Origin of the sequence: Pandoraea soli (assembly GCF_902459595.1) — a bacterium.
Taxonomy (GTDB): domain Bacteria; phylum Pseudomonadota; class Gammaproteobacteria; order Burkholderiales; family Burkholderiaceae; genus Pandoraea; species Pandoraea cepalis.
Window position 1 is genome coordinate 126,106 of record NZ_CABPSG010000002.1, and the last position, 24,353, is coordinate 150,458.

General features: G+C 63.8%; 22 protein-coding genes. 6 read left to right on the plus strand and 16 right to left on the minus strand.

What is annotated here, in order from left to right; translation table 11 throughout:
- The first annotated feature begins 6 nt into the window (after positions 1–6).
- Positions 7–840, plus strand: coding sequence for a 16S rRNA (adenine(1518)-N(6)/adenine(1519)-N(6))-dimethyltransferase RsmA (rsmA, locus tag PSO31014_RS04540; RefSeq protein ID WP_150550536.1), 834 nt, complete (start codon positions 7–9; stop codon positions 838–840).
- Here the strand turns inward: rsmA and PSO31014_RS04545 are convergent.
- Positions 815–1,705: a DMT family transporter gene (locus PSO31014_RS04545; protein WP_130027072.1), complete on the minus strand. Its 891-nt coding sequence runs from the start codon at positions 1,703–1,705 to the stop codon at positions 815–817. The genes rsmA and PSO31014_RS04545 overlap by 26 nt on opposite strands.
- 241 nt (positions 1,706–1,946) lie before the next feature.
- Between PSO31014_RS04545 and PSO31014_RS22605 the strand changes: the two genes are divergently transcribed.
- On the plus strand, positions 1,947–2,384 hold the full coding sequence (locus tag PSO31014_RS22605) for a rubredoxin (protein ID WP_150550537.1): 438 nt from the start codon (positions 1,947–1,949) through the stop codon (positions 2,382–2,384).
- Between the two features lie 109 nt (positions 2,385–2,493).
- On the opposite strand, the gene gloA is transcribed toward PSO31014_RS22605, so the two are convergent.
- The 15 genes from gloA to PSO31014_RS04625 form a co-directional block, all read right to left on the minus strand.
- Positions 2,494–2,895, minus strand: coding sequence for a lactoylglutathione lyase (gene gloA / locus PSO31014_RS04555; protein WP_150550538.1), 402 nt, complete (start codon positions 2,893–2,895; stop codon positions 2,494–2,496).
- 111 nt (positions 2,896–3,006) lie between these two features.
- The gene (locus PSO31014_RS04560) at positions 3,007–3,885 is read right to left on the minus strand and encodes a M48 family metallopeptidase (RefSeq protein WP_150550834.1); all 879 of its coding nucleotides are present in this window, start codon (positions 3,883–3,885) and stop codon (positions 3,007–3,009) included.
- A gap of 85 nt (positions 3,886–3,970) precedes the next feature.
- Positions 3,971–4,774 (minus strand): lysophospholipid acyltransferase family protein, encoded by an 804-nt coding sequence (locus tag PSO31014_RS04565; protein WP_150550539.1) that lies wholly within the window; start codon positions 4,772–4,774, stop codon positions 3,971–3,973.
- Between the two features lie 91 nt (positions 4,775–4,865).
- Positions 4,866–5,459: a D-glycero-beta-D-manno-heptose 1,7-bisphosphate 7-phosphatase gene (gmhB, locus tag PSO31014_RS04570; protein ID WP_017235209.1), complete on the minus strand. Its 594-nt coding sequence runs from the start codon at positions 5,457–5,459 to the stop codon at positions 4,866–4,868.
- A gap of 32 nt (positions 5,460–5,491) precedes the next feature.
- Entirely contained in the window at positions 5,492–7,621 is a 2,130-nt protein-coding gene (gene glyS / locus PSO31014_RS04575) for a glycine--tRNA ligase subunit beta (RefSeq protein WP_150550540.1), read from the minus strand.
- Entirely contained in the window at positions 7,618–8,556 is a 939-nt protein-coding gene (gene glyQ / locus PSO31014_RS04580; protein WP_150550541.1) for a glycine--tRNA ligase subunit alpha, read from the minus strand. The genes glyS and glyQ overlap by 4 nt, the downstream gene beginning before the upstream one ends.
- Positions 8,557–8,761: 205 nt before the next feature.
- A complete protein-coding gene (lnt, locus tag PSO31014_RS04585) occupies positions 8,762–10,318 on the minus strand; it encodes an apolipoprotein N-acyltransferase (RefSeq protein ID WP_246176361.1) in 1,557 nt (518 codons plus the stop codon).
- A 48-nt stretch (positions 10,319–10,366) separates the two neighbouring features.
- On the minus strand, positions 10,367–11,242 hold the full coding sequence (locus PSO31014_RS04590; RefSeq protein ID WP_150550543.1) for a CorC family transporter: 876 nt from the start codon (positions 11,240–11,242) through the stop codon (positions 10,367–10,369).
- A 152-nt stretch (positions 11,243–11,394) separates the two neighbouring features.
- Positions 11,395–12,081 carry a gamma-glutamylcyclotransferase gene (locus PSO31014_RS04595; protein WP_174976391.1) on the minus strand — a complete coding sequence of 229 codons (687 nt, stop codon included), beginning with the start codon at positions 12,079–12,081 and terminating at the stop codon, positions 11,395–11,397.
- Positions 12,082–12,092: 11 nt separating this feature from the next.
- A complete protein-coding gene (gene ybeY, locus PSO31014_RS04600; RefSeq protein WP_150550544.1) occupies positions 12,093–12,620 on the minus strand; it encodes an rRNA maturation RNase YbeY in 528 nt (175 codons plus the stop codon).
- On the minus strand, positions 12,617–13,675 hold the full coding sequence (locus tag PSO31014_RS04605) for a PhoH family protein (protein ID WP_150550545.1): 1,059 nt from the start codon (positions 13,673–13,675) through the stop codon (positions 12,617–12,619). Before PSO31014_RS04605 ends, ybeY begins: the two co-directional genes overlap by 4 nt.
- Before the next feature lie 123 nt (positions 13,676–13,798).
- Positions 13,799–15,142: a tRNA (N6-isopentenyl adenosine(37)-C2)-methylthiotransferase MiaB gene (gene miaB / locus PSO31014_RS04610; RefSeq protein ID WP_150550546.1), complete on the minus strand. Its 1,344-nt coding sequence runs from the start codon at positions 15,140–15,142 to the stop codon at positions 13,799–13,801.
- A gap of 211 nt (positions 15,143–15,353) precedes the next feature.
- Positions 15,354–16,283: a metal ABC transporter solute-binding protein, Zn/Mn family gene (locus PSO31014_RS04615; RefSeq protein ID WP_150550547.1), complete on the minus strand. Its 930-nt coding sequence runs from the start codon at positions 16,281–16,283 to the stop codon at positions 15,354–15,356.
- 11 nt (positions 16,284–16,294) lie between these two features.
- Complete coding sequence (locus tag PSO31014_RS04620; RefSeq protein ID WP_150550548.1) at positions 16,295–17,158, minus strand: metal ABC transporter permease; 864 nt, start codon at positions 17,156–17,158, stop codon at positions 16,295–16,297.
- Positions 17,155–17,970: a metal ABC transporter ATP-binding protein gene (locus PSO31014_RS04625; protein ID WP_174976392.1), complete on the minus strand. Its 816-nt coding sequence runs from the start codon at positions 17,968–17,970 to the stop codon at positions 17,155–17,157. Before PSO31014_RS04625 ends, PSO31014_RS04620 begins: the two co-directional genes overlap by 4 nt.
- A gap of 1,177 nt (positions 17,971–19,147) precedes the next feature.
- Between PSO31014_RS04625 and PSO31014_RS04630 the strand changes: the two genes are divergently transcribed.
- Genes PSO31014_RS04630 through PSO31014_RS04645 form a run of 4 tightly spaced genes read left to right on the plus strand, consistent with a single transcriptional unit; the run spans position 19,148 to position 24,349 of the window.
- Positions 19,148–21,070, plus strand: coding sequence for a PrkA family serine protein kinase (locus PSO31014_RS04630; protein ID WP_150550550.1), 1,923 nt, complete (start codon positions 19,148–19,150; stop codon positions 21,068–21,070).
- 15 nt (positions 21,071–21,085) lie between these two features.
- Positions 21,086–22,348: a YeaH/YhbH family protein gene (locus tag PSO31014_RS04635; RefSeq protein ID WP_017232878.1), complete on the plus strand. Its 1,263-nt coding sequence runs from the start codon at positions 21,086–21,088 to the stop codon at positions 22,346–22,348.
- Positions 22,349–22,385: 37 nt separating this feature from the next.
- Positions 22,386–23,930: a SpoVR family protein gene (locus tag PSO31014_RS04640; protein ID WP_150550551.1), complete on the plus strand. Its 1,545-nt coding sequence runs from the start codon at positions 22,386–22,388 to the stop codon at positions 23,928–23,930.
- On the plus strand, positions 23,930–24,349 hold the full coding sequence (locus tag PSO31014_RS04645; RefSeq protein ID WP_150550552.1) for a VOC family protein: 420 nt from the start codon (positions 23,930–23,932) through the stop codon (positions 24,347–24,349). The genes PSO31014_RS04640 and PSO31014_RS04645 overlap by 1 nt, the downstream gene beginning before the upstream one ends.
- Positions 24,350–24,353: the final 4 nt, after the last annotated feature.

Sequence of the window (24,353 nt, forward strand, 5' to 3'; positions counted from 1 at the left end):
TTTCACATGAGTAGCGCATCGAAGCGCACGGGCGTCCAACAGGGCCACGTGGCGCGCAAACGTTTTGGTCAGAATTTTCTCGTCGACATGGGCGTGATCGACGCGATCGTGGGCGCGATCTCGCCGCGCACCGACGACCTGATGGTCGAGATCGGGCCGGGGCTGGGTGCGCTGACGACGCCGCTCACGGAGTGGCTCGCGCATCTGCATGTGGTCGAACTCGATCGCGACCTGGTCGCACGGCTTACGCGCAAGTTCGGTGAGCGCGTGAGCGTGCATGCGGGCGATGCGCTCGACTTCGATTTCGGATCGCTTGTTCCGGCGGATCGACGTGACGAAGCTCCGCTGCGTATCGTCGGCAACTTGCCGTACAACATCTCAAGTCCGCTGCTTTTCCACCTGATGCGCTACGCCGCGCTCGTGCGCGATCAGCACTTCATGTTGCAGGACGAAGTGGTCGAGCGCATGGTCGCGCCAGCGGGGTCGAGCAACTACAGCCGGCTCTCGGTCATGCTTCAGTATCGCTACTGGATGGACAAGGTGCTCGACGTGCCGCCGCAGGCGTTCAATCCGCCCCCGAAGGTCGACTCGGCCGTGGTGCGGATGATTCCGCGTGCCGTGGCCGACCTGCCGCAGGTCGATCTGGAGGTGTTCGGCGCGGTGGTGGCGCAGGCGTTCTCGCAGCGCCGCAAGATGCTGCGCAACACGCTGCACAGCTACCGCGATCGTGTCGATTTCGACGCGCTTGGATTCGATCTCACGCGCCGCGCCGAGGACGTTCCGGTCGACGAATACGTGAATCTCTCGCGCGCTATCAGTGGCGTCGGTTCACCAGGCTGATCCCGGCGAACACGAGCACGACGGCGCCCGCGAAGCGCCAGCCGACGGATTCGCCGAGCACCAGCACGCCGAACGTCACGCCGAAGAGCGGACTCAGGAACGAGAACGACGCGAGGCGGGCGGCGCTGTAGCGCGTCAGCATCCCGAACCAGATCAGGTAGCTTGCAAACGCCACGCCAATGGACTGATAGGCGAGGCTGACCCATGTCGTGGCCGTCATCGGGCCGACGTGCACGCTGCCTGTCCCCAGTGCCAGCGCGCACAGCAACACGGCCGAGACGGCGAGTTGGTAAAGCAGCGTCTTCGACGGCGCGGCGCTCGCCAGGCGTGACGCACGGACGATCACTGTCGTCATTCCCCAAAACACGCCAGCGAGGAGACCGAGCAGGTCGCCGGGCCATGTTTTCGCGAGGTCCGAACCGCTGCCGTCGGAGAACGCCACCACGATGCCGCAAAAGGCGACGGCCATGCCGAGCCATTGCATCGGTCGCAGCCGTTCGCTCGGCACCGTCCAGTGAAGACCCATGGCGGTAAAGCACGGGGCCGAGTACAGAAAGACGGCCATGCGCGAGGCCGTCGTGTGCGTCAGGCCGACGAAGATGCAGAGGAATTCCAGCGAGAAGAGCAAGCCCGCGAGGAGGCCCGCCGGCAAGGTGCCATCGCCGGTGAAGAGCTTCTGACGGCGCCACAGCATCCAGCCGCCGACAAGCACGGTCGCGATCAGCGAACGCAGGCCGGCTTGCAGCACGGGCGGCACGACAGGCACGGCCAGTTTGACGGCGACCTGCTGGCCGCCCCAAACCGCACATAGGCCAAACATGATGGCGAGCGCGGCGGCATCGATCGGACGCGGAGTGGTTTTCATGGAATTGGTTCGGATGGCGACGTATCGTGAGCCCGCTACGCTGTGTCGCACATTGTCTCCGATCCCGGTCGCTTGGGCATCATTCTGGTGCGGGCAACAGGGGTAATGCGGGGTGTATTGTTTCGTCTCGCGACACAATGTTTCCCTATTCTGCGGGTTTATTGCACATAGCCGTGCCGATACAATGCTCCGCACGGGCCATGGTGCCCACCCCCTGCCGTCATTTTCTGCAACATTGCGCATGTACAAGAAAGGCTCCGCCGTCGAACTTCAGTTCTCCCCGTCACGACTCAATGATGGGGCCGGCGATCCGTACTGGATCGATCTCACCCGCGACGAAGCGCAAGCCCTGCTCGCCGCGCTGCAATCGCATCTGAGCCGACCGGAACACGCTGCCTCGGGCACCGAATCGCCGCTTGTGTTGTCGCTGTTTGATCCGGGGGCAACGAAGACGACCGAAACGACACAGAACGACGGCGTTGCGCCGGTCGTGTCGGGTGATACGGCATCGGCCTACCGCCAATGGGTCTGCGTGATCTGTGGCTGGATTTACGACGAAGCGCTCGGCTGTCCGGACGACGGCATTGCACCCGGAACCCGCTGGGAAGACGTGCCGGAAGATTGGCGCTGCCCGTTGTGCGACGTGGGCAAGGAGGACTTTGCGATGGTGGAGTTCTGACGCGTCGGGCCGGTCTGCACAGAAGTTGCCGGCACGCTGTTGTGTCATCCGGGTAACGGCCGCCGCAAATGGTCGGCCGCTACCGCATGGCGCGCAGACTGGGCGGGCTTTACAAGCCGCCCTTGGCCGAATGCTTCTGGATCAATTCGATCTTGTAGCCGTCCGGATCTTCGACGAAGGCGATGACCGTGGTGCCGCCCTTGACAGGACCGGCTTCGCGGCTGACCTTGCCACCGGCCGCACGGATTGTGTCGCACGCAGCGTAGGCGTCGTCGACTTCGATGGCGAGATGGCCGAACGCGGTGCCGATTTCATACGTCTCCACACCCCAGTTGTAGGTCAGCTCGAGCACGGTGTGCTCCGACTCGGCGCCATAGCCGACAAAGGCCAACGTGTACTTGTACTCGGCGTTCTCGCTCTGACGCAGCAGTTGCATGCCGAGCACGCGCGTGTAGAAATCGATCGAGCGCTGCAGGTCGCCGACGCGCAGCATGGTATGGAGCATTCGCATGGTGTTTTTAACCGATGGGGACAACGAGAACTCGATTGTACCCGCGCGCATGAAAATGAGCTGCATTCACGCAGCGTTGAGCCATTCTAACGATCAGGCGCGATCGTACGGTCAGAATTCCGGTAGCCACTCGGGCGCATGCGACTTGAGGGTGTCGCGCGCAGACTCGAACTCCGGGAAGATCGACGCCACGGCTTGCCAGAAACGAGGCCCGTGGTTCATCTCCTTCAGATGTGCCAGTTCGTGCGCGACCACGTAATCGATCACGCCCAACGGGAAGTGGATCAGCCGCCAGTTCAAGCGGATACGCCCGTCAGCGCTGCAACTGCCCCATCGCGTCGTGGCCGACGACAGCCCCAGCGCCGAATGGCGCACGCCGAGGCGCTCGCCATAGACTTCCAGCCGTGTCGTGAAGAGTTTGCGGGCTTCCTGCTGCAGCCAGCCTTGCACGCGGTCGCGCATCTGCTCCGGTGCGGCTTGCGGTGGCAGATCGAGCCACAACGTATGCGTATGGATGTCGTACTGCGCAGCGCGAGCGCTCGCGCCGAGTCGAATCGTCAGCGTGTGGCCGAGGAACGGCAGCGTGGTGGCGTCGGTCCAGATCACGCGCGGAATCACACGACGCGCGGCGCGGTCGCGAAATTCGGCAATCTTGTTGAAGATCCAGCGTTTTTTCTCGACGACGGCCGCCTCGACATCCGCGAGCGTGACCCAGCGCGGGGCCGTGACGGCCAGTCCCGACTCGTCGATCATGAACCCGATGGTGCGTCGTGAGGAGCGCTTGAAGCGGTAGTAGATGGCATGACCGTCGAGCACGATCACCCGCTCGCCGGCGGCGGGCATTCGACGCGGACCCGGTGCCCCCGACGTGGGCCCGTGGCGTGTGCTCGTGTCGCTGCCCGAGGGGTTTAGTGCGACGGAAGGGCCCGGCGCGTCGGTGGCCACGCCATTCGCTTCGGCCGCCGGGTTGCCGAATAAATCGAGTTCCATCTGGGGAACGGCTGTCTCATGCCGGGAGCGGGTGTCGCGCATAGCGTATTTGACTTTCGACATGAGACGGTCTCGGGGGATGGCGTCAGGTCCGTGGCGTGGTGTCGGGCTTGTCCGACGAGGCGGGTGAATCCGACGATTGGGCCGCGGTCTTCGCCGGCTTTGCCGTATAGGCACTCGGGTCGATACGCACCATCTCGCGCTCGATCCACTCGGCCACGTCGGCGTTGACGGCCTCGGCCGTGCGGCCTGCCGTCTCGATGACCGGCCCGATCGATACGATCACTTCCCCGGGTTTTTTCATGAACGTGTTGCGCGGCCAGACGCGTCCGGCATTGTGCGCGATGGGCACCACAGGCGCGCCGGTCGCCGTTGCGAGACGCGCGCCGCCCGACTTGTACTTGTTGCGCGAGCCAGTCTTCGTGCGCGTGCCTTCCGGGAACATGATGATCCACGATCCTTGGGCCAGGCGCTCGCGACCCTGCGCAACGACCGACTGAAACGCATCGGTGCCTTTGCTGCGATTGATGTGAATCATGCTGAGCAGGCCCAGCGTCCAGCCGAAGAATGGCACGTAAAGCAGCTCGCGCTTGAACACGAAACACAGCGGACGCGGCATGAGTGCCGGCAGCGCAATCGTCTCCCAGGCCGACTGATGCTTCGACAACAGGACCGCGGGGGTATCCGGCAGATTTTCCCAGCCGATGACCCGGTAGCGCATGCCACACAGCTTGTCGCCCACCCAGATGACCACCTTGCACCAGCCCGCCGCGACCCAGTAGCGTTGCACGCGCGAGAGGAACGGGAAGGAGACGATGCACGCGATGGCGTACGGAATCGTCCAGACGATCTGGAAGATGAAGAAGAGAATCGAACGAAGTTGCAACATCGGATCTTGGCCTGAAATAGGGTGCCGGAGCGATTGTCCTACGCGCGCTGATGCGCGTCCTGGGTTATGAGGCGGGCACGCGCCGCGCCACTCACGCGCTCTTGGCGTCCTCTTCGGCGAGCAGGTCGTTCACAAACGCCTGCAGGCTGTCATGCACACGCGTGCCTTCGGGCAGATTGCCTGCGGCGAGCGTCTTTTTGCCCTTGCCGGTCAGCACCAGATGCGGGCGTGCGCCGACCGCCGCCGCCGCCTGCAAATCGCGCAACGAATCGCCTACGGCCGGCACGCCGGTCAGGTCGACCTCGTACCGGCGCGCGATTTCCTGAAACAGGCCGGGCCTCGGCTTGCGGCAGTCGCAGGCGTCGGCGGCGGTGTGCGGGCAGAAGAACACGGCGTCGATGCGGCCGCCGGCGGCGACGGCCAGCTTCGACATCTTGGTGTGCATGGCACCGAGCGTCGCCATGTCGAACAGCCCGCGCCCCACGCCTGACTGGTTCGTCGCCACGACGACCCGGTAGCTGGCCTGATTCAGGCGGCCGATGGCCTCCAGACTGCCGGGCAACGGTACCCACTCATCCGTCGACTTGATGAACTGATCCGAGTCGGCGTTGATGACGCCGTCCCGGTCGAGAATCACGAGCTTGCGGGCGGCGGGGCCGGGGGTGCGGTCTTTACGCGAATCCATGACGAACGGGCTTCCGGGACATTAAGCCGCAATCAAGCGGCGAGCTTCGAGAGATCGGCCACGAGGTTCATCTTCAGATGCAGATGGCTGAGCAGGGCGAGGCGATTGTTGCGCAGTGCCTCGTCGTCGGCCATCACCATCACGTCGTTGAAGAACGCGTCGACGGCATCGCGCAGGTCGGCCAACGCCGACAATGCTTGCGCATACTCGTGTGCCTTGAACTTTTCATCCACCACCGGGGTGACTTTGTCCAGTGCGGTGGCGAGTGCCTTCTCGGCCGGCTCGATCAGCAACGACGCCTTGATGACGCCCTCGGGCGGCGGCGCCGTCTTCTTGAGGATGTTGCCGATGCGCTTGTTCGCGGCGGCAAGCGCGTCGGCTTGCGGCAGCGCGGAGAACGTACGCACGGCCTCCAGGCGCTCGATCACATCGCTCAGGTCAAGATAGATCGACGGGGAAACCAGCACGGCCTCGATCTCGTTGGCGGCGTAGCCACGCTCACGCAAATAGCCACGCAGGCGATCGAGCACGAACTGGTAGACGTCGCTCAGGTAGGCGTCGCTGGCGACACCCGACGTAAATTGTTGGTAGGTCACGTTCAGCAGGTCCGACAGCATGACCGGCAGGCGCCGCTCGACGAGCATACGCGCGATCCCCAGCGCATGGCGGCGCAGCGCGAACGGGTCTTTCTCCCCAGTCGGTTGCAGGCCGATGCCCCAGATGCCGACGAGCGTCTCGAGCTTGTCGGCCAGCGCCACGAAGAGACCCGTGTCGCTCGCGGGCAGGGCGTCGCCCGCGAAGCGCGGCTGATAATGCTCCGAGCAGGCGCGCGCGACGTCTTCGGCTTCGCCGTCGTGACGCGCGTAATACGTGCCCATCGTGCCTTGCAGTTCCGGAAACTCACCGACCATATCGGTCAGCAGGTCGGCCTTGGCCAGCAGGGCGCCGCGCTCGGCCAGTGCCACGCCGTTCTGGTCCGCGCCGCGGATCATCTGCGCAATGGCGCCGGCCAGTCGCACCAGACGTTGCGTACGCTCGAACTGCGAGCCCAGCTTGTTGTGATAAACGACGTTCGCGAGCTGCGGCACACGGTCCGCGAGCGGCTTCTTCTTGTCCTGCTCGAAGAAGAACTTCGCGTCCGCGAGACGCGGGCGCACCACACGCTCGTTACCCGTGACGATCTGCTCGGGCGTGTCGGTCGCAATGTTGGAGACGATCAGGAAGCGGTTCGTCAGACGGCCGCCCTCGGCGAGTGGCTTGTCGGTGAGCGCGAAGTACTTCTGGTTCGTCTGCATCGTGAGAATCAGACATTCCTGCGGCACCGCGAGAAATTCCTCCTCGAAGTGGCAGGCGTAGACCGCGGGCCATTCGACGAGTGCAGTCACTTCGTCGAGCAGTGCGTCGGGCATGATCACATGATCGTTGCCCGCCGCGTCAAGCAACTGCGTGCGAATCGCGTCGCGGCGATCCGCGAAACCGGCAAGCACCTTGCCTTCGGAGGCGAGGGTCGAGGCGTAAGCGTCGGCATGCGCGACGACGACTTCGCCGTTCGACAGGAAGCGATGTCCCAGCGTCTGGTTGCCCGAGGCGAGGCCAATCGCCGTGGCGGGCACGACGGTGTCGCCATGCAGCGCGATCAGGCCGTGCACCGGGCGCACGAATTGCACCGTCTCGCCGTCCGGACGCTGGTAGCTCATGACCTTCGGGATCGGCAGTTTGCCGAGCGTCTCGTCGAGCGACCCTTGCAGCGCGTCGCCCAGTTGGGCGCCCGCCGCCGTGTAAGTGTGGAAAAAGGCCTCGGCCTTGCCATCCATCGCGCGCTCCAGGCGGGCGACCGGCAGGTCGGCAAAGCCCATGGCGGCAAGCTTCTTCGCCAGCGGCGGGGTTGGGTTGCCGTCGGCGTCGAGGGCGACGGAGACCGGCAGTACCTTGGCGCGGATGGTCGCGTCCGGGGCGCGTTCGAGCACGTTCGAGATCGAGACGGCCAGGCGTCGCGGTGTGGCGTACGGCGTGACGACGCTCGCGTCCGTGGTGAGGCCGCGCGAGCGCAGGCCGTTGGCAATGCCGTCGGCGAACGCGTCGCCCAGACGCGCCAGCGCCTTCGGCGGCAGTTCTTCGGTCAGCAGTTCGACCAGCAGGGTGCGTTGTGCGGTGCTCATCATGCGGCTTGCGTTTGAGTTGGGACGGCAGGGGCGTTCAGCATCGGAAAGCCGAGCTTCTCGCGCGAAGCGTAGTAGGCCTGTGCGATCAGGCGCGACAACGCCCGGATACGGCCGATATACGCCGCACGTTCCGTCACCGAAATGGCGCCGCGCGCGTCAAGCAGGTTGAACGTGTGGGCGGCCTTCAAAATCATCTCGTAGGCGGGCAGCGCAAGTTCGGCTTCGATGAGGCGCTTGGCTTCGCTCTCGTAGTTGTCGAAGAAGCCGAACAGCATCGGTTGATTCGAATGCTCGAAGTTGTACGTCGACTGCTCGACTTCGTTCTGATGGAACACGTCGCCATAGGTCAGGCGACGCGTGACGGGGCCGTCGGCCGTTTGTTCTTCCCACTCAGTCCACACGAGGTCGTAGACGTTCTCGACCTGTTGCAGATACATGGCCAGACGCTCGATCCCGTAAGTGATCTCGCCGAGCACCGGCTTGCAGTCCAGCCCGCCGACCTGCTGGAAATACGTGAACTGGGTCACTTCCATGCCATTGAGCCACACTTCCCAGCCTAGGCCCCAGGCACCGAGCGTGGGGTTTTCCCAGTCGTCTTCCACGAAGCGCACGTCGTTTTCGGTCAGATCGAGGCCAAGCGCGCGCAGCGAACCCAGGTACAGGTCGAGAATGTTCTCCGGCGCTGGCTTGAGCACCACCTGGTATTGGTAGTAGTGCTGCATGCGATTCGGATTCTCACCGTAACGGCCATCCTTGGGACGGCGCGACGGCTGCACGTAGGCGGCGCGCCACGGCTCGGGGCCGATCGCGCGCAGGAACGTGGCAGTGTGCGAGGTACCGGCGCCGACCTCCATGTCGTAAGGCTGGAGCAACGCACAGCCTTGCTTGTCCCAGTAATCCTGCAAAGTCAGGATGACTTGTTGAAAGGTAAGCATGATGAATTCGCGCGGACGATCAGAAAAAATGCGGATTTTGCGCAGTCTTTCGGCCCGGCCGCGAGCGCGACCAAAAGACTAAAACATTGAATTTTAGCGGGAATTCGACTTGAACGGGGCGTCGATGCCCTTCGGACAGCGCGACAGGGGGATTTTCACGGCCCCCCGCGTCATTTCGATGTCGTTGGTGCGACCTCGGCGCGACTCAGCGCACCCGGCGCGACATCGCCAGTCCGAGGCCCAGCGCGATCAGGGCGAGCCCCAGCGCGGGCAGGTTGCCAAAGCGGACGTACGGCGTGAGGCCGCTGTAAGGCTGCACGCTGCCCGTGAGAGCGCCCGTGGTCATCGTCGGCAGACGGCCCTGTACGCGGCCGTGCGCATCGATGATCGCCGTCGTGCCGGTGTTCGTCGCCCGCAGCATCGGGCGTCCCGTTTCGAGCGTGCGCATGCGCGCAATTTGCAGATGCTGGTCGAGCGCGATGGTGTCGCCGAACCACGCGAGGTTGGTCGAGTTGGCGAGCACCGTCGCGGGCTCGGGCATGCTGCGCAGCGTCTGGGCGATTTCCTCGCCGAACAAGTCTTCGTAGCAGATGTCGAGCGCCACGCGCTGGTCGGCGACCGCGAAGCCGCTCGGCGTGGCCGTGCCGCGCAGGAAGTCGCCCAGCGGGATGTGCATCATGTCGACGAACCAGCGAAAGCCCCACGGAACGAATTCGCCGAACGGCACGAGATGATGCTTGTCGTAGCGGTGCAGCGTCGCGTCGCGCGGCGTGACGCCGAACAGGCTGTTGGTCAAGTCCGTGGGGCCGCGATCGGTGAACGTGGCACCGACGGCCCCGAGCACCACGTGGGAGCCGGTGCGATCGGCGAATTCGCGGATCGGGCCGGCCACATCGGGCGGAATGCCTTGCAGCAGCACGGGGAAGGCGGTCTCCGGCGTGATGATGAGGTCCGCCGGCGCGGCCACGATCATGTCGCGATACAGTGCCATCGCGTGATCGATCCCCGTGCGCTCGAATTTCATGTCCTGCGCGATATTGCCCTGCAGCAGCCGAACGGTGAGCGGCTTGCCCGACGGGGTGGTCCAGGCGTGGCGCGCGAGCCCGGCACCTGCGCCGAGCAGCGCCAGCACACCGGCGACCGCCGCCAGTCGCCGGGCCGGCCCAGCCGGTGGTGTCGTGTCGGCGACGGGAAGCACTGCGCGGGCGAGCCAGGCCGCCGCAAGTGCGGCGAGTCCGCCAATGCCGTAGACCCCGATGAGCGGCGCAAAGCCTGCCAGTGGGCCATCGACATGGGCGTAGCCGGGCGACAGCCACGGGAAGCCGGTGAAGACGGTGCCGCGCAGCCATTCCGCGAGCGTCCATGCCCCCGCGAACGCGAGGGTACGCCACGGGCCGCTGGGGGAGACGCCACGCGTGATGAACGTCGCCAGCGCAGGATAGATCGCGAGATAGATCGAGAACAGCAGCACGGCTGCGCCAGCCATGATGCCGGGCATGCCGCCGTACGTATGCATGCTGATATAGAGCCACCAGATGCCGGACGCGAACGACGCGACGCCGAAACTGCCGCCCAGCCAGAGGGCTTCGCGCCGCGACGCGCTGCGCTCGACGAGCGCGAACAGCCCGGCCATGGCAAGCAGTTGCAGCCACCAGACATCGCGCGGTGCGAAGGCGAGGGTCTGGGCGATACCGGCCAGGCCGGCGAGCGCGCGGGCACGCCAAGCGGGCCACGAGCGCCGCTCGGGCGCGTGGAGGGTCATTTCCTGCATGGGTCGATGAAGACGTTGATCGGAACGTGGGTCAAGACGTCAGGCGGACGGATCGGCGCCCGCCGTTTCCATGCGCCGCAACAGCAGCACGTGAATCTGACGGCCGTCGGCACGCAGCACTTCGAACACGAGATTGCCCATGCGCATGCGCTCGCCACGACGCGGCACACGGCCGAACTGGTGCGTGATCATACCGCCGATCGTGTCGTTCTCGGCATCGACGAACTGCGTGCCGAACGCCTCGTTGAACTGCTCGATCTCGGTGAGGGCACGAATGCGATACGTGCCGTCGGGCGCGGCAATGATGTTGTCTTCTTCCTCGTCGAAGTCGTACTCGTCCTCGATATCGCCGACGATCTGTTCGAGCACGTCTTCAATCGTGATGAGGCCGGCCACGCCGCCGTATTCGTCTACGACGATGGCGATGTGATTGCGATTGACGCGGAAGTCGTGCAGCAGCACGTTCAGACGTTTCGACTCAGGAATGAACACCGCCGGGCGCAGCATGTCGCGCACGTCGAAGTCGTGATTCGCGTAGTAACGCACCAGATCCTTCGCGAGCAGAATGCCGATGATGTTGTCGCGATTGCCTTCGTACACCGGATAGCGCGAGTGCGCCTGTTCCAGCACGAAGGGGACGAACTCCTCGGGCGTCTGCTCGATGTTGATGGCGTCCATTTGCGCGCGCGGCACCATGATGTCGCGGGCGCACAGGTCGGCCACCTGGAACACGCCCTCGATCATCGCCAGGGAGTCGGCGTCCATCAGGTTGCGGGCGTGGGCGTCTTGCAGAATTTCGAGCAACTCGGCACGCGACTCCGGCTCCGGAGAAATCAGATCGGTGAGGCGTTCGAGCAGCGAGCGGGGTTTATCGGTGTTTTTTCGACCGGGTCGACTGGGATAAGGGTCGTTCATGACGGCGCGTCCAAGGTGGGCGGACGCCGAGCTGTTACAGGAAGCTCAAGGATACACCAGATGTACGGCAACTCTGCGTCAGTACCGCAGCGTCTCGTGGCGCCGACTTCGTGCCCACGCGATGCCGCGGATTTCAGGACGAACAGACGACGTCAGCGCGCACCGCAGCGGTGCAGCACGGCTTCCAGCGCCGGATCGGGCATGCCGGCGTCGCGCAGCGCCTTGACCGTGCGCGCGACATAATCGTGCGTTGTGCCGTAGCGACCCTGCGCCTGATCGAAGACCTTGCGGATGATGTCGTCGGGCAGGCGGCCGGCGTAGCTTTTTACGTCGCGTCGCATGACAAATGCGAGCGCGGGTGCGCTGCGGCCGTCGGCGAGGCAGCAATTGAGCCATGCCGGACGATACGAGCCCATCGCCATCTCGCGATACCAAAGCGTTTCGAGTTCGGCGCGTGCCTTGGCTGCCGAGAGCCGCAGGGCCACCCCTGCGCACGACCCGCCACGGTCGAGGGCGAGTACGAGTCCCGGCTGCTCGGGGGTGCCTCTATTGACGCGCGACCATAGATACAGCCCCCGGTGATAACCGAAGACGCGAGCGTGCAGGCTCTCCTCGACGGGCAGGCCCGGATTCCAGATGAGCGAGCCGTACGCGAAGATCCACAGATCCTCGCGACCGTCCCAGTGGGCGAGCGCGGTATCCAGCGAGCCGGCGAGTTCTTGCTGGCTCAGATGACGGGCGTCGCCGAGATCCGGTGGGTACTGGTTGCACTGGGGACCGCTCGACACACTGGCCGGAAGCGTTTCGGGGGCAGTCGGGCGATCGGGGCGGCGGTCCATGCGATATCGGTTCAGGCGCGGCGCGTGTTGGCCGGTGTGCGGGTCTTCGGGGACTTTTCCGCCAAGTAAGGGTCGGCGTAGCCGAGACCGGTGAGAATCTCCGTTTCGAGGCCTTCCATCTCCTGTGCCTCATCGTCCGCTTCGTGGTCGTAACCTTGCGCGTGAAGCACGCCGTGCACGATCAGATGGGCGTAATGCGCTTCGAGCGTAATGCCCTGTTCGGTCGCTTCTCGCTCGACCACCGGGCAGCACAACACGATGTCGCCCGTTACCGGGTCGCTGTCGTCCTGCGCATAGGCAAATGTGAGCACGTTGGTCGCGTAGTCTTTGCCGCGATAGCCGCGGTTCAGCGTCTGTCCTTCTTCCGCGTCGACGAAGCGCAGGGTCAGTTCGGCGTCGGCGAGCAGCGCGGCCTGCACCCAGCGACGCAGCGCGGCGCGCGTGAGCAATGCCTTGTGCGTGGCGAACGCCGGACCGGCCACGAACTGGTGCGTCAGCGTGAGCGCGTGACGCGGCGAACGCGGGGCCCGCTCGCTCATGCCTTGCCTCGCGATGCGCGGGCGGCGCGCGGGGCGCGTTCGGCCGACGCCCGCGCGTCGAGGCTGGCTTCGTCGAGCTGCGCGTGCGCGTCGTAAGCATCGACGATGCGGGCGACCAGCGGGTGACGCACCACGTCCACGCTGGTAAAGCGGGTCACGGCGATGCCGCGAACGTTCTTCAGGATCACCTGGGCTTCCATCAGGCCGCTCTTCTGGCCGCGCGGCAGGTCGACCTGCGTGGTGTCGCCGGTCACGACCGCCTTGCTGCCGAAGCCGATGCGAGTCAGGAACATCTTCATCTGCTCGGGCGTGGTGTTCTGTGCCTCGTCCAGAATGATGAACGCGTGGTTGAGCGTGCGGCCGCGCATGTACGCGAGCGGCGCGATCTCGATCATCTGTTTTTCGAAATACTTCTGAGTCTTGTCGAAGCCGAGCAGATCGTAGAGTGCGTCGTAGAGCGGACGCAGGTACGGGTCGACCTTCTGGGCCAGATCGCCGGGCAGAAAGCCCAGGCGTTCGCCGGCTTCCACGGCGGGGCGCGTCAGGACGATGCGCTTGACGGCGTCGCGCTCCAGGGCGTCGACGGCGCAGGCCACGGCCAGATAGGTCTTGCCGGTGCCCGCCGGGCCGATGCCGAATGTCACGTCGTGCGACAGGATCTGCTTGAGATAGTCGCGCTGTGCCGGGGTGCGACCGTGCAGGTCGCTGCGGCGCGTGTGCAGCACGGGCGATCCGTCTTCTGTCTCGCCGGCGGCAAACGGGTTGTCGTCGCCGTGACGCACGCTCGGCACGAGCCCCTGACGCGACTCCACGAGTCCCAACTGGATATCGTCGACCGTCAGCGGCTCGGTCGCGCGGTTGTAAAAGCTCTCGATGGCCTGGGTGGCGATTGCGGCGCTCTTGCCGCGAACGGAGAAGCGATGGCCACGGCGGGAAATGGAGACGTCGAGCGCCTGTTCGATCTGACGCAGGTTCTCGTCGAGCGGGCCGCAGAGGTTGGCCAGACGGCGATTGTCGTCGCGCGGAGCGGTGAATTCTTGGACGGGTGCTTTCAAGATGATCCGGTCGGGTGCCTGTTCAGATCGTTCGATGGAGTCGCCGGGGGCAGGCTCGGGCATGCGATGCATGGGGTAGGCGCGCCCGAATCTGCCGGATCCGATCATAGTCGCAAATTTCGGTCAGTGCGTGGTGAGCAATTCGCCACGCAGCGAGTGCGGGTAGGCGAGCGTGATCACGACGTCGGTCATCTGGCCGATCAGGTGGGCGCGCTGGGCTTCGGTTGCCGGGAAGTTCACCACGCGGTTGTTCTCCGTGCGGCCTTGCAGCTCGTTGGGGTCCTTGCGCGACACGCCTTCGACGAGAATACGCTGACGCGAGCCGACCATGCGCTGGCTGATGCGTGCGGCGTTCTCCTCGATCACCGCCTGCAAATGTTGCAGACGGCGCAGCTTGACCTCGCGCGGCGTATCGTCCGGCAGGTTGGCGGCCGGCGTGCCCGGGCGCGGGCTGTAGATGAACGAGAAGCTCGTGTCGTAGCCGATCTCGTGAATCATCGCCATGAGCTTGTCGAAATCCTCTTCCGTCTCGCCGGGGAAGCCGACGATGAAGTCCGACGACATCGACATGTCCGGGCGCACCTGACGCAGGCGGCGGATGATCGACTTGTATTCCAGCGCGGTATAGCCGCGCTTCATCGCCGAGAGCACACGGTCGGCGCCGTGCTGCACGGGCAGGTGCAGGTGGCTCACGAGCTTGGGCACCTTGGCGTACGTGTCGATCAGGCGTTGCGTGAATTCCTTCGGGTGGCTGGTCGTGTAGCGGATGCGCTCGACGCCCGGTACCTCGGCCACATATTCGATGAGCAGCGCGAAGTCGGCGATCTCGCCGTCGGCCATCGTCCCGCGATAGGCGTTCACATTCTGGCCCAGCAGCGTGATTTCGCGCACGCCTTGTTCGGCCAGGCCGGCAATCTCGGTAAGCACGTCCTCGAACGGGCGCGAGACTTCGTCCCCGCGCGTGTAGGGCACCACGCAATAGCTGCAGTACTTCGAGCAGCCCTCCATGATCGAGACGAATGCGGTCGCTCCCTCGACCTTGGCGGGCGGCAGGTGATCGAACTTCTCGATTTCCGGGAACGAGATGTCGACCTGCGAGCGCCCGGTGACGCGGCGCGCTTCGAGCATCTGCGGCAGACGGTGCAGGGTCTGCGGGCCGAACACCACGTCCACGTAGGGGGCGCGCTGCACGATGGCGGCGCCTTCCTGGCTGGCGACGCAGCCGCCGACACCGATGACCAGGTCCGGCTTGATTTCCTTGAGCGCGCGCATGCGGCCCAGATCAGAGAAGACCTTTTCCTGCGCCTTTTCGCGTACGGAGCAAGTGTTGAACAGGATGACGTCGGCGTCTTCGGGAGAGTCGGTCTTTTCCAGACCTTCGGCGGCGCCGAGTACGTCCGCCATCTTGTCCGAGTCATACTCGTTCATCTGACAGCCGAACGTCTTGATGTAAATCTTCTTTGCCATTGAGTGTGCGCCGTTCGCAGTGGTTGACCTGGGGGCGTCCGTATGAGTGTTTCAGGGGTTCAGTCTTGCCCGGCCGCGAGAGAAAAGCGGCGGTCCAAACGCAAAAGCCGGCGTGGCCGGCCTGTCCGGACCTCCGTAGCGGGGCCGGTGTGTGGTGCACGCATTATAGCGCGTATAGCGCGTGCACCGTGGCGGGCGGGGCGGCGGCCGACTAGCGGTTGTCCTTCATCGCGGCCGCGATGGCGCGCACGTTGTGCTGGAACAACTGAAGGTAGGTCGTGGCTTCCGGATTCTGCGACAGGGCATCGGAGTACAGCTTGCCGTCCACGCTCACCTTGGCGTCCTGGGCGATGCGCTGGATCAGGCGCGGATTGGAGATGTTTTCCATGAAGACGGCCTTGATCCCGGTACGGCGGATCACGCGAATCAGGTTCGCCACGTCCCGGGCACTGGCTTCGCTCTCGGTCGACACGCCTTCCGGGGCAAGGAACCTGACGCCGAAGCGCTGGCCGAGGTAGCCGAAGGCGTCGTGCGACGTGAGGACAACGCGGCGGGCCGGCGGAATCGGGGCGAACTGCTTGTTCGCCCAGGTGATCAGGTCATCGAGTGCGCCGCGGTAGTTCCTGGCGCGTTCCGCGTAATAGGCGCTGCCGGACGGGTCCGCTTGCGACAGGGCGGCGGCGATGTTATCGACCATCGTTTTGACACGTTCGGGATCCTGGAACATGTGCGGGTCGGGCACGGTCCTTCCCTCGTCGACCATGGTGCGCGCTTTGAGGCCCTTGGTGACGGTGACGAGCTTGCCGGGATAGTGGCTCGCCTTCATCAGGCGCGGCATCCAGCCTTCGAAACCCAGGCCATTGACGAAGAAGAGCTTGGTTCCCGAAATCTTGGCGACATCCGTTGGCGTGGGCTCGTAGACGTGCGTGTCCTGGTCGGGACCGACGAGCGTCGTCACGTCGACCCGGTCGCCACCGACAGCCTTGACGATGTCGGACAGGATGCTGAAGCTTGCGGCAACAGGCAGGTGCGTGTCCTGCGCGCGTGCCGGGCTGGCGAGCGCCAGCGCCATGGCGAGCAGTGCGGCGAGGCGCGCTGCGCCAAACCACGATTTGCCAGCCGATTGACCCAATCCGAACATGTTTTCCTCTCTCAAAGCGCCGGGGCCTTGGCCGCATTGGCGTGGCCCGGCGTGGCGAGCAGCGCGCCCAGGTAGGCGATGCCCGCCGTCAGAATGATGGCCGGTCCCGAAGGGCAGGCCAGGTAATACGAAAGCAGCAATCCGATCACGCTCGACGCGCTCGCGACCACCCAGGCCACGAGCAGCATGCCCGGCAGCGTGCGGGCGACGAGCCGGGCGGTGGCCGCCGGCAGCATCATCAGTCCCACGGCCATGAGCGTGCCCATCGCCTGAAACCCCGCGACGAGGTTCATCACCGTGAGCACCGTGAAGCCCAGGTGATAGCGCATCACGCCCCTGCCGTGGCCGTGGCCGAGGAACGCCGGATCGGCGCTGTCGAGCACGAGACCGCGATAATGCCATCCGAACCATACAAGCGTCACGGACGCGATCGCGGCCACGAGAATCAGCGACGGATCGTCCACCGCGAGCACCGAGCCGAAGAGCAGGTGCATCAGGTCGACGCTGTTGCCCCATTTCGAGACAATCACCACGCCACCGGCCAGCGCCAATAAATAGAAGCCCGCGAACGATGCCCCCTCGTCCAGCCGCGTACGGCGGCTCGACAGTCCGGCGAGCAGGGCCACCAGCAAGCCCGCCACCATCCCGCCGCCCGCCATCCAGGGCAGCGACAGACCGCCAATCAGGTAGCCGATGGCGGCGCCCGGCAACACCGCATGCGAGAGCGAATCGCCCATCAGGCTCATGCGCCGCAGCAGCAGGAAGACCCCCACCGGCGCACAGCCGACCGACAGCGCGAGGCTGCCCACCAACGCGTGGCGCATGAAGTCGAACTCCGAGAACGGGCCGACGATCAGATCGAGAACCGCGCTCATCGGTGGCTTCCCCCCGAGGTCGTGATCGTACCCGGCGCGCGCGAGCCCGCGTGGGGCGGCAAGCCATAGGCCGCCGACGCGGGGCCGGCAATGCGGGCGGTGTAGCCGCCGGCGCCGGACAAGCCCGCATGCGCGCCGCCACCCGCACTGTCGGTAGGCGGCAACCCACCGTGCAAACACTCGGCCGGCGTGCCCGTCGACACGAGCCGACCGGCCATCACGGCGACGTGCGCGAAGCGCTCGCGCACGAGCGGCAGATCATGGAGCACCGTCACCACCGTGCGTCCCTCGCTGCGCCATTGATCCAGCAAGGTGAGCAACAGTTCCGCCGAAGGCAAGTCGATGCCGGTGAGGGGTTCATCCAGTAAAACGATCGGGGCGTCTTCCACAATCAGCCGCGCGAAGCGGGCGCGCTGCCACTGCCCGCCCGACAATGCTTCCAGCGCTTGCGTTCGTTTGTCGGCAAGACCGACGCGTGCAAGGGCGTCGTGAGCGCGCTCGACTTCGTCGCGCCCGAGACGTCGTGCGTCGCCCGTGCGTCGCCATGTGCCGGTCAGCACGTACTCTTCGACACACATGGGGAATCGGTGGTCGGTCTCGGGCCGTTGCGACAGGTAGGCGACCGGCCCGTCGCAGACGATCTTGCCCGTCGAGGGCTTTTGAAGGCCCGCGAGCGCTCGCAGCAGCGTGGTCTTGCCGCCGCCATTGGGGCCGACGACCGCGCAGAGCACGCCGGGCGCAAAGGTCACGCTGACGCGATCGAGCGCCACGTTCGGTCCGAAGTGAACCGAGAGATCCTGGCAGCCAATCACGGGGCGACCCCCTGCAGAGCCCAGTAGACGAGCGCCCAAAGCGGCAGGAGCACCAGCAACGTCAGGACGGTGCGTTCCCAGCCAGCCAGGCGGTAGAGCCAAACGGAAAAACGGATCATGGACGACGCATGGATGGATTAGGCGTCGGCGCGGCGACGCTCAGACACAGTTTGCAACTGTGTAATAAATGCAACAAGGTTGCATTATGGCACGAATCGATGCGCGTCGCCGTGTTCTTGGATCGTCGGGGCCGTTGGGCTCGAGCGGTCGGCGAGGCGTGCCGGGACACGGCACGTTACATATCGGCGCAGCAGAGTCGGGCGAACCGGCGTAACATGGGTTCAAGCTCGATTCACTGGCACGCTGTTCGCTTCATTCCAGGGATCGGCAATTTGCAAGGTATTGATGAGACGGTGGCATGGTGGGCGGCAGCGGCCCGGGTCGGAACCTTCCGGCAGCGGGCAGGGCGAGCGCCGCAGGCATGCCGATATCGCCCAGGAGGTTCGCTCGTTCAGACATCCGGCCGTCGTCGACTTTCCGCTCGCGACACCATGCGTCCCTGCATGATGATCGCACGACCTTCGCGACTTCGCGCAGTCGCGTCGCCTCGACAGGAAAGCACTCCATCACGCGCCCACGTCTTCGCGTTCGTCGACGTCGTCGGGCCGCCCACTTTTTTCCGCAAACGCCCACGCACGGCGCGCCGAATGTGCGTGGGAAAATCTATCGGATAGATAGCATTCCTTAGTAAGCGTCGACGAATTCAAACACGGTCGAATGCAGACAAACCCGAGTGCGCATTGCGTGGAAAAATTGACGAAGAATCGCGCGGTTTGTGAGGCGGTTCCGCCGACGTGCGCAATGCGTAGATGAGGCGCAAACCCGCATGGAATATGGCGGATAGACGATGCTTAGCGCTGCGGAAAATATCTAGCGACAGTTTTTTTGTTTTGTGCATATGATGAGGTAACGGTTGCAATTTTCAGCGACAAGTTTAAAGTCAACCTAAACCTATTTTGAGTCGTTCATGTGAGGGAGGGGACCGTGCGAAAGGTTTCGCGACAGTCGCTCCGGCATGCAGTGAGCCAGGTCGAAACCTTTGCGCAGTCATCCAGGTCTTAGGCAACAGAGCGGACATCGCGTCGCGATGTTTTCCGATGAGGCGGGGGTGAGGCATATGGATATTTTCAGCCACTACACGACACGTTTCGAAGCACGCAAGGAAGAGGAATACAGCATCCAGGAGTATCTGGAGATCTGTAAGAAAGACGCGACGGCTTACGCATCGGCTTCCGAGCGGATGCTGCGCGCCATCGGTGAGCCTGAACTCATCGACACGCACCACGACCCGCGCCTTTCGCGGTTGTTCTCGAACAAGATCATCAAGATCTATCCTGCCTTCCGTGACTTCTACGGCATGGAAGACACGATCGAGCAGATCGTGTCGTTCTTCAAACACGCCGCGCAAGGGCTCGAAGAGCGCAAACAGATCCTGTACCTGCTGGGCCCCCCGGGCGGCGGCAAGTCGTCGCTGGCAGAGAAGCTCAAGGCGTTGATGGAAGACGTGCCCATCTATTGCCTGAAGGGATCGCCGGTGCACGAATCACCCCTGGGCCTGTTCTCGCCCGACGAAGACGGCAAGATTCTGGAGGAGGACTTCGGCATTCCGCTGCGGTATCTCAATACGATCCCGTCGCCGTGGGCCACCAAGCGCCTGAACGAATTCAACGGCGACATCACCAAGTTCCGTGTGGTCAAGGTGCGCCCGTCGGTGCTGCAACAGATCGCCATTGCCAAGACCGAGCCGGGCGATGAAAACAACCAGGACATTTCGTCGCTGGTCGGCAAGGTCGACATCCGCAAGCTCGAGGAATTTCCGCAGGACGACCCGGATGCCTACTCGTATTCGGGGGGCCTGTGCCTGGCCAACCGCGGCCTGCTCGAGTTCGTGGAAATGTTCAAGGCGCCGATCAAGGTGCTCCACCCGCTGCTGACCGCCACCCAGGAGGGCAACTACAAGGGCACGGAAGGCTTCGGCGCGATTCCGTTCGACGGTATCGTGCTGGCGCACTCGAACGAGGCCGAGTGGCAAAGCTTCAAGGGCAACCGCAACAATGAGGCTTTCCTCGACCGGATCTACATCGTGAAGGTGCCTTACTGCCTGCGGGTGACCGACGAGGTGAAGATCTACGAGAAGCTCGTCAAGAACAGCTCGCTCTCCAACGCGCCACGCGCGCCGAATGTGCTCAAGATGCTTGCCCAGTTCGCGGTGCTCACGCGTCTGAAAGAGCCAGAGAACTCCAACATCTTCTCCAAGGTCCGTGTCTACGACGGTGAGAATCTCAAGGACATCGACCCAAAGGCCAAGTCGTACCAGGAGTATCGCGACTACGCCGGGGTGGACGAGGGGATGACTGGGATGTCCACGCGCTTCGCCTTCAAGGTGCTCTCCAAGGTCTTCAACTTCGACAACACGGAAGTGGCGGCCAACCCGGTGCACATGCTGTATGTGCTCGAGCAGCAAATCGAGCGCGAACAGTACCCGGGAGAAGTCGAGAAGCGGTATCTCGCCTACATCAAGGAGTATCTGACGGCACCGTTCGTGGAGTTCATCGGCAAGGAAATTCAGACGGCGTACCTCGAGTCGTATTCGGAGTACGGTCAGAACATCTTCGATCGCTATGTGAATTTTGCGGATCTCTGGATTCAGGATCAGGAATATCGCGATCCGAACACCGGCGAGATCCTCGACCGCACCGCGCTCAACGACGAACTGGAGAAGGTCGAGAAGCCGGCCGGGATCACGAATCCGAAAGACTTCCGCAACGAGATCGTCAACTTCGTCCTGCGCGCGCGCGCCAACAACGCGGGCAAGAATCCGCTCTGGACGAGTTACGAGAAGCTGCGCGCGGTCATCGAAAAGCGCATGTTCTCGACCACCGAGGACTTGCTGCCGGTGATCTCGTTCAACGCGAAGTCGTCCAAGGAGGATCAGGAAAAACACGCCAACTTCGTCAACCGTATGGTGGAGAAAGGCTATACCCCGAAGCAGGTTCGCTTGCTCGTGGAATGGTATCTGCGCGTGCGCAAATCCTCGTAACCAATCGGGGCCTCTATGTCAGCAATCATCGACAGACGGCAAAACGGCAAGAACAAAAGCGCCATCAACCAACAGCGCTTCATCAAACGCTATCGCGATCAGATTCGACGCGCGGTAGCGAAGGCGGTGGCTGGGCGCAAGATTACCGATATCGATGGCAGCGGACAGGTCTCGATCCCGGTCAAGGACATTTCGGAGCCGTTGTTCCACCATGGACCCGGCGGGCGGCGGGAGATGATTCATCCCGGCAATCGCGAGTTCGTGGTGGGCGACAATTTCGAGCGTCCGCCGTCGGGCGCGGGGGGGGGCGGCAGCCGCGCCAGCGACTCGGGAGAGGGCGAGGACGATTTCGTCTTCAACCTCTCGCGCGAGGAGTTCCTGAAATTCTTCTTCGAGGACATGGCCCTGCCGGACCTCGCGAAACGCCGGCTCGCGCAGATTCCGGAATTCCGCAAGGTTCGCGCGGGCTATTCCGTCGACGGCACGCCGTCGAACCTGAACGTCATTCGTACGATGCGCAGCTCGCTGGGTCGCCGCATCGCGCTCACCGCGCCGTACCGCAAGCAGTTGCGTGAGCTGGAGGCCGCGTACGCGGACATTGTCTCGCGCGAGGGCGACACATCGCCACGCGCGCTGGCGATGTTGCCGGAGATGTCGCGGCTTCGCACGCGCATCGAAGCCATTCCGTACATCGAGAAGCTCGACCTGCGTTATTCGAACCGAATCATGCAGCCGCGGCCGCAGGCGCAGGCCGTCATGTTCTGCCTGATGGACGTCTCCGGGTCGATGGACCAGAGTCGCAAGGAACTGGCCAAGCGCTTCTTCATGCTGCTCTATCTGTTTCTGCGGCATAACTACGAGCGCATCGATCTGGTGCTCATCCGGCACCACACGACGGCGAAGGAGGTCAACGAAGACGACTTCTTCTACGCCCGCGAGTCGGGAGGGACGGTCGTCTCCAGCGCGCTCAAGCTGATGACGGAAATCATCGCGGATCGCTACTCACCGAGCGATTGGAATATCTACGGGGCGCAGGTGTCCGACGGCGATAACTGGGACGGCGATTCGCCCATCTGCCGCGATATCCTGATGCAGTCGATCATGCCCGCCGTGCAGTACTTCGCGTACGTGGAGGTGGCCAGCGCCGAGCCGCAGAACCTGTGGAACGAATACTTGTCGGTCAAGCAGCGGCACCCGAATTTCGCGATGCAGCGCATCATGGAGGCGGCCGAGATCTATCCGGTGCTGCACGACCTGTTCAAGAAGAAGGCGGCCTGAAAACCGCCCGGCGTCGGCCCCGCAACGAGGACGCATCATGGCGTATATATCCACCGGATCGGAATGGACGTTCGAGCTGATTCAGCGCTACGAGCATGAGATCGCGCGCATCGCGGCGAACTTCAGGCTCGACACGTATCCCAACCAGATCGAGATCATCACCGCCGAGCAGATGCTCGACGCCTATGCGACCGTGGGTCTGCCCATCGGCTATCACCACTGGTCGTACGGCAAGCACTTCCTGTCGTCCGAGCGAGGCTACAAGCGCGGACAGATGGGGCTCGCGTATGAGATTGTCATCAATTCGAACCCCTGCATCGCGTATCTGATGGAGGAGAACAGCATGACCATGCAGGCGCTGACCATCGCGCACGCCAGCTATGGTCATAACTCGTTCTTCAAGGGCAATTACCTGTTCCGCACCTGGACGAGTGCCGACGCCATCGTCGATTACCTGCTGTTCGCGCGCAACTACATTACCGAGTGCGAGCAGCGCTACGGCGAACAATCGGTCGAACTGCTGCTCGACTCCTGCCATGCGCTCATGAACTACGGCGTCGACCGCTACAAGCGGCCCAAGCGCCTGTCGCTCGCGCAGGAGCAGGCGCGCCAGAAGGAGCGCGAGAACTATCTGCAAATGCAGATCAACGATCTGTGGCGCACGTTGCCTCATCATCCGTTGCACGATGACGACGAGGACGACGGGCTCGATCCTGCCGAGTCTGAAGAGGCGCCGTTCCCGAGCGAGCCGCAGGAAAACCTGCTGTACTTTTTCGAGAAGAACGCCCCGAAGCTGGCCCCTTGGCAGCGCGAGATCGTGCGCATCGTGCGCAAGCTCGCGCAGTACTTCTATCCGCAGCGTCAGACCAAGGTGATGAACGAGGGCTGGGCAACGTTCTGGCACTACACGATTCTGCAACAGCTCTACCAGGAAAAGCTCGTCAACGACGCGTTCATGATGGAGTTCCTGCATGCGCATACGAACGTGGTGTACCAGCCGTCGTTCGACAGCCCGTACTACAGCGGTCTGAATCCGTATGCGTTGGGCTTTGCGATGTTCCAGGACCTTCGCCGCATGTGCGAAGCGCCGACCGAGGAAGATCGCCAATGGGCGCCGGACATCGCCGGCACCGACTGGCTGACGACGCTCGACTTCGCCATGCGCAACTTCAAGGACGAGAGCTTCATCCAGCAGTTCCTGTCGCCCAAGGTCATTCGCGATCTGAAGCTGTTCTCCGTGCTCGACGACGACCGCGACAGCCGCCTGCGCGTGACGGCCATTCACAACGACTCCGGCTATCGTGAGATTCGCGAGATGCTCGCACAGCAATACAACCTCAGCCAGCTGGAGCCGAACATTCAGGTCTCGCACGTCGATTTGCACGGCGATCGATCGCTCACACTGCGTCATGTGCAAAGCGATCGCAAACCGCTCGACGACAGCTTCGACGAGGTGCTCAAGCACGTGGCGCGACTGTGGGGCTTCACGGTGCGGTTGGAGACCGTGTTCGAGGACGGCCGCAACGAGATGACGCACGAGACCAAGGTCGAGAAGCGGCGGCGCTATGCGCTGAGTGCCTGATGAGGATTCCGTTCGTTGCGCTCGATCACGTGGTGCTGCGCACCAACGACATCGAGCGGCTCCAGCACTTCTATATCGATGTCCTGGGCTGCACGCTGGAGAAGGTGCAGGCCGGCATCGGGCTGGTGCAACTGCGCGCGGGCGACGCGTTGATCGATCTGGTCGACGTCGCTGGCGAAATCGGCCGCCGGGGCGGCGCGGCGCCGGGCCCCGAGGGGCGCAATCTCGATCACTTCTGTCTGCGGGTCGAACCGTTCGACGAAGTGGCCATCCGTCAGGCGCTGGCCTCGCACGGGGTGACGTTAGGTGAGGTTGTGCCGCGCTACGGCGCGCACGGCGAAGGGCCGTCGTGCTATCTCGACGATCCCGACGGCAATACCGTCGAACTCAAGGGGCCGCCGTTCCGTCCACATCGTTGAGTGC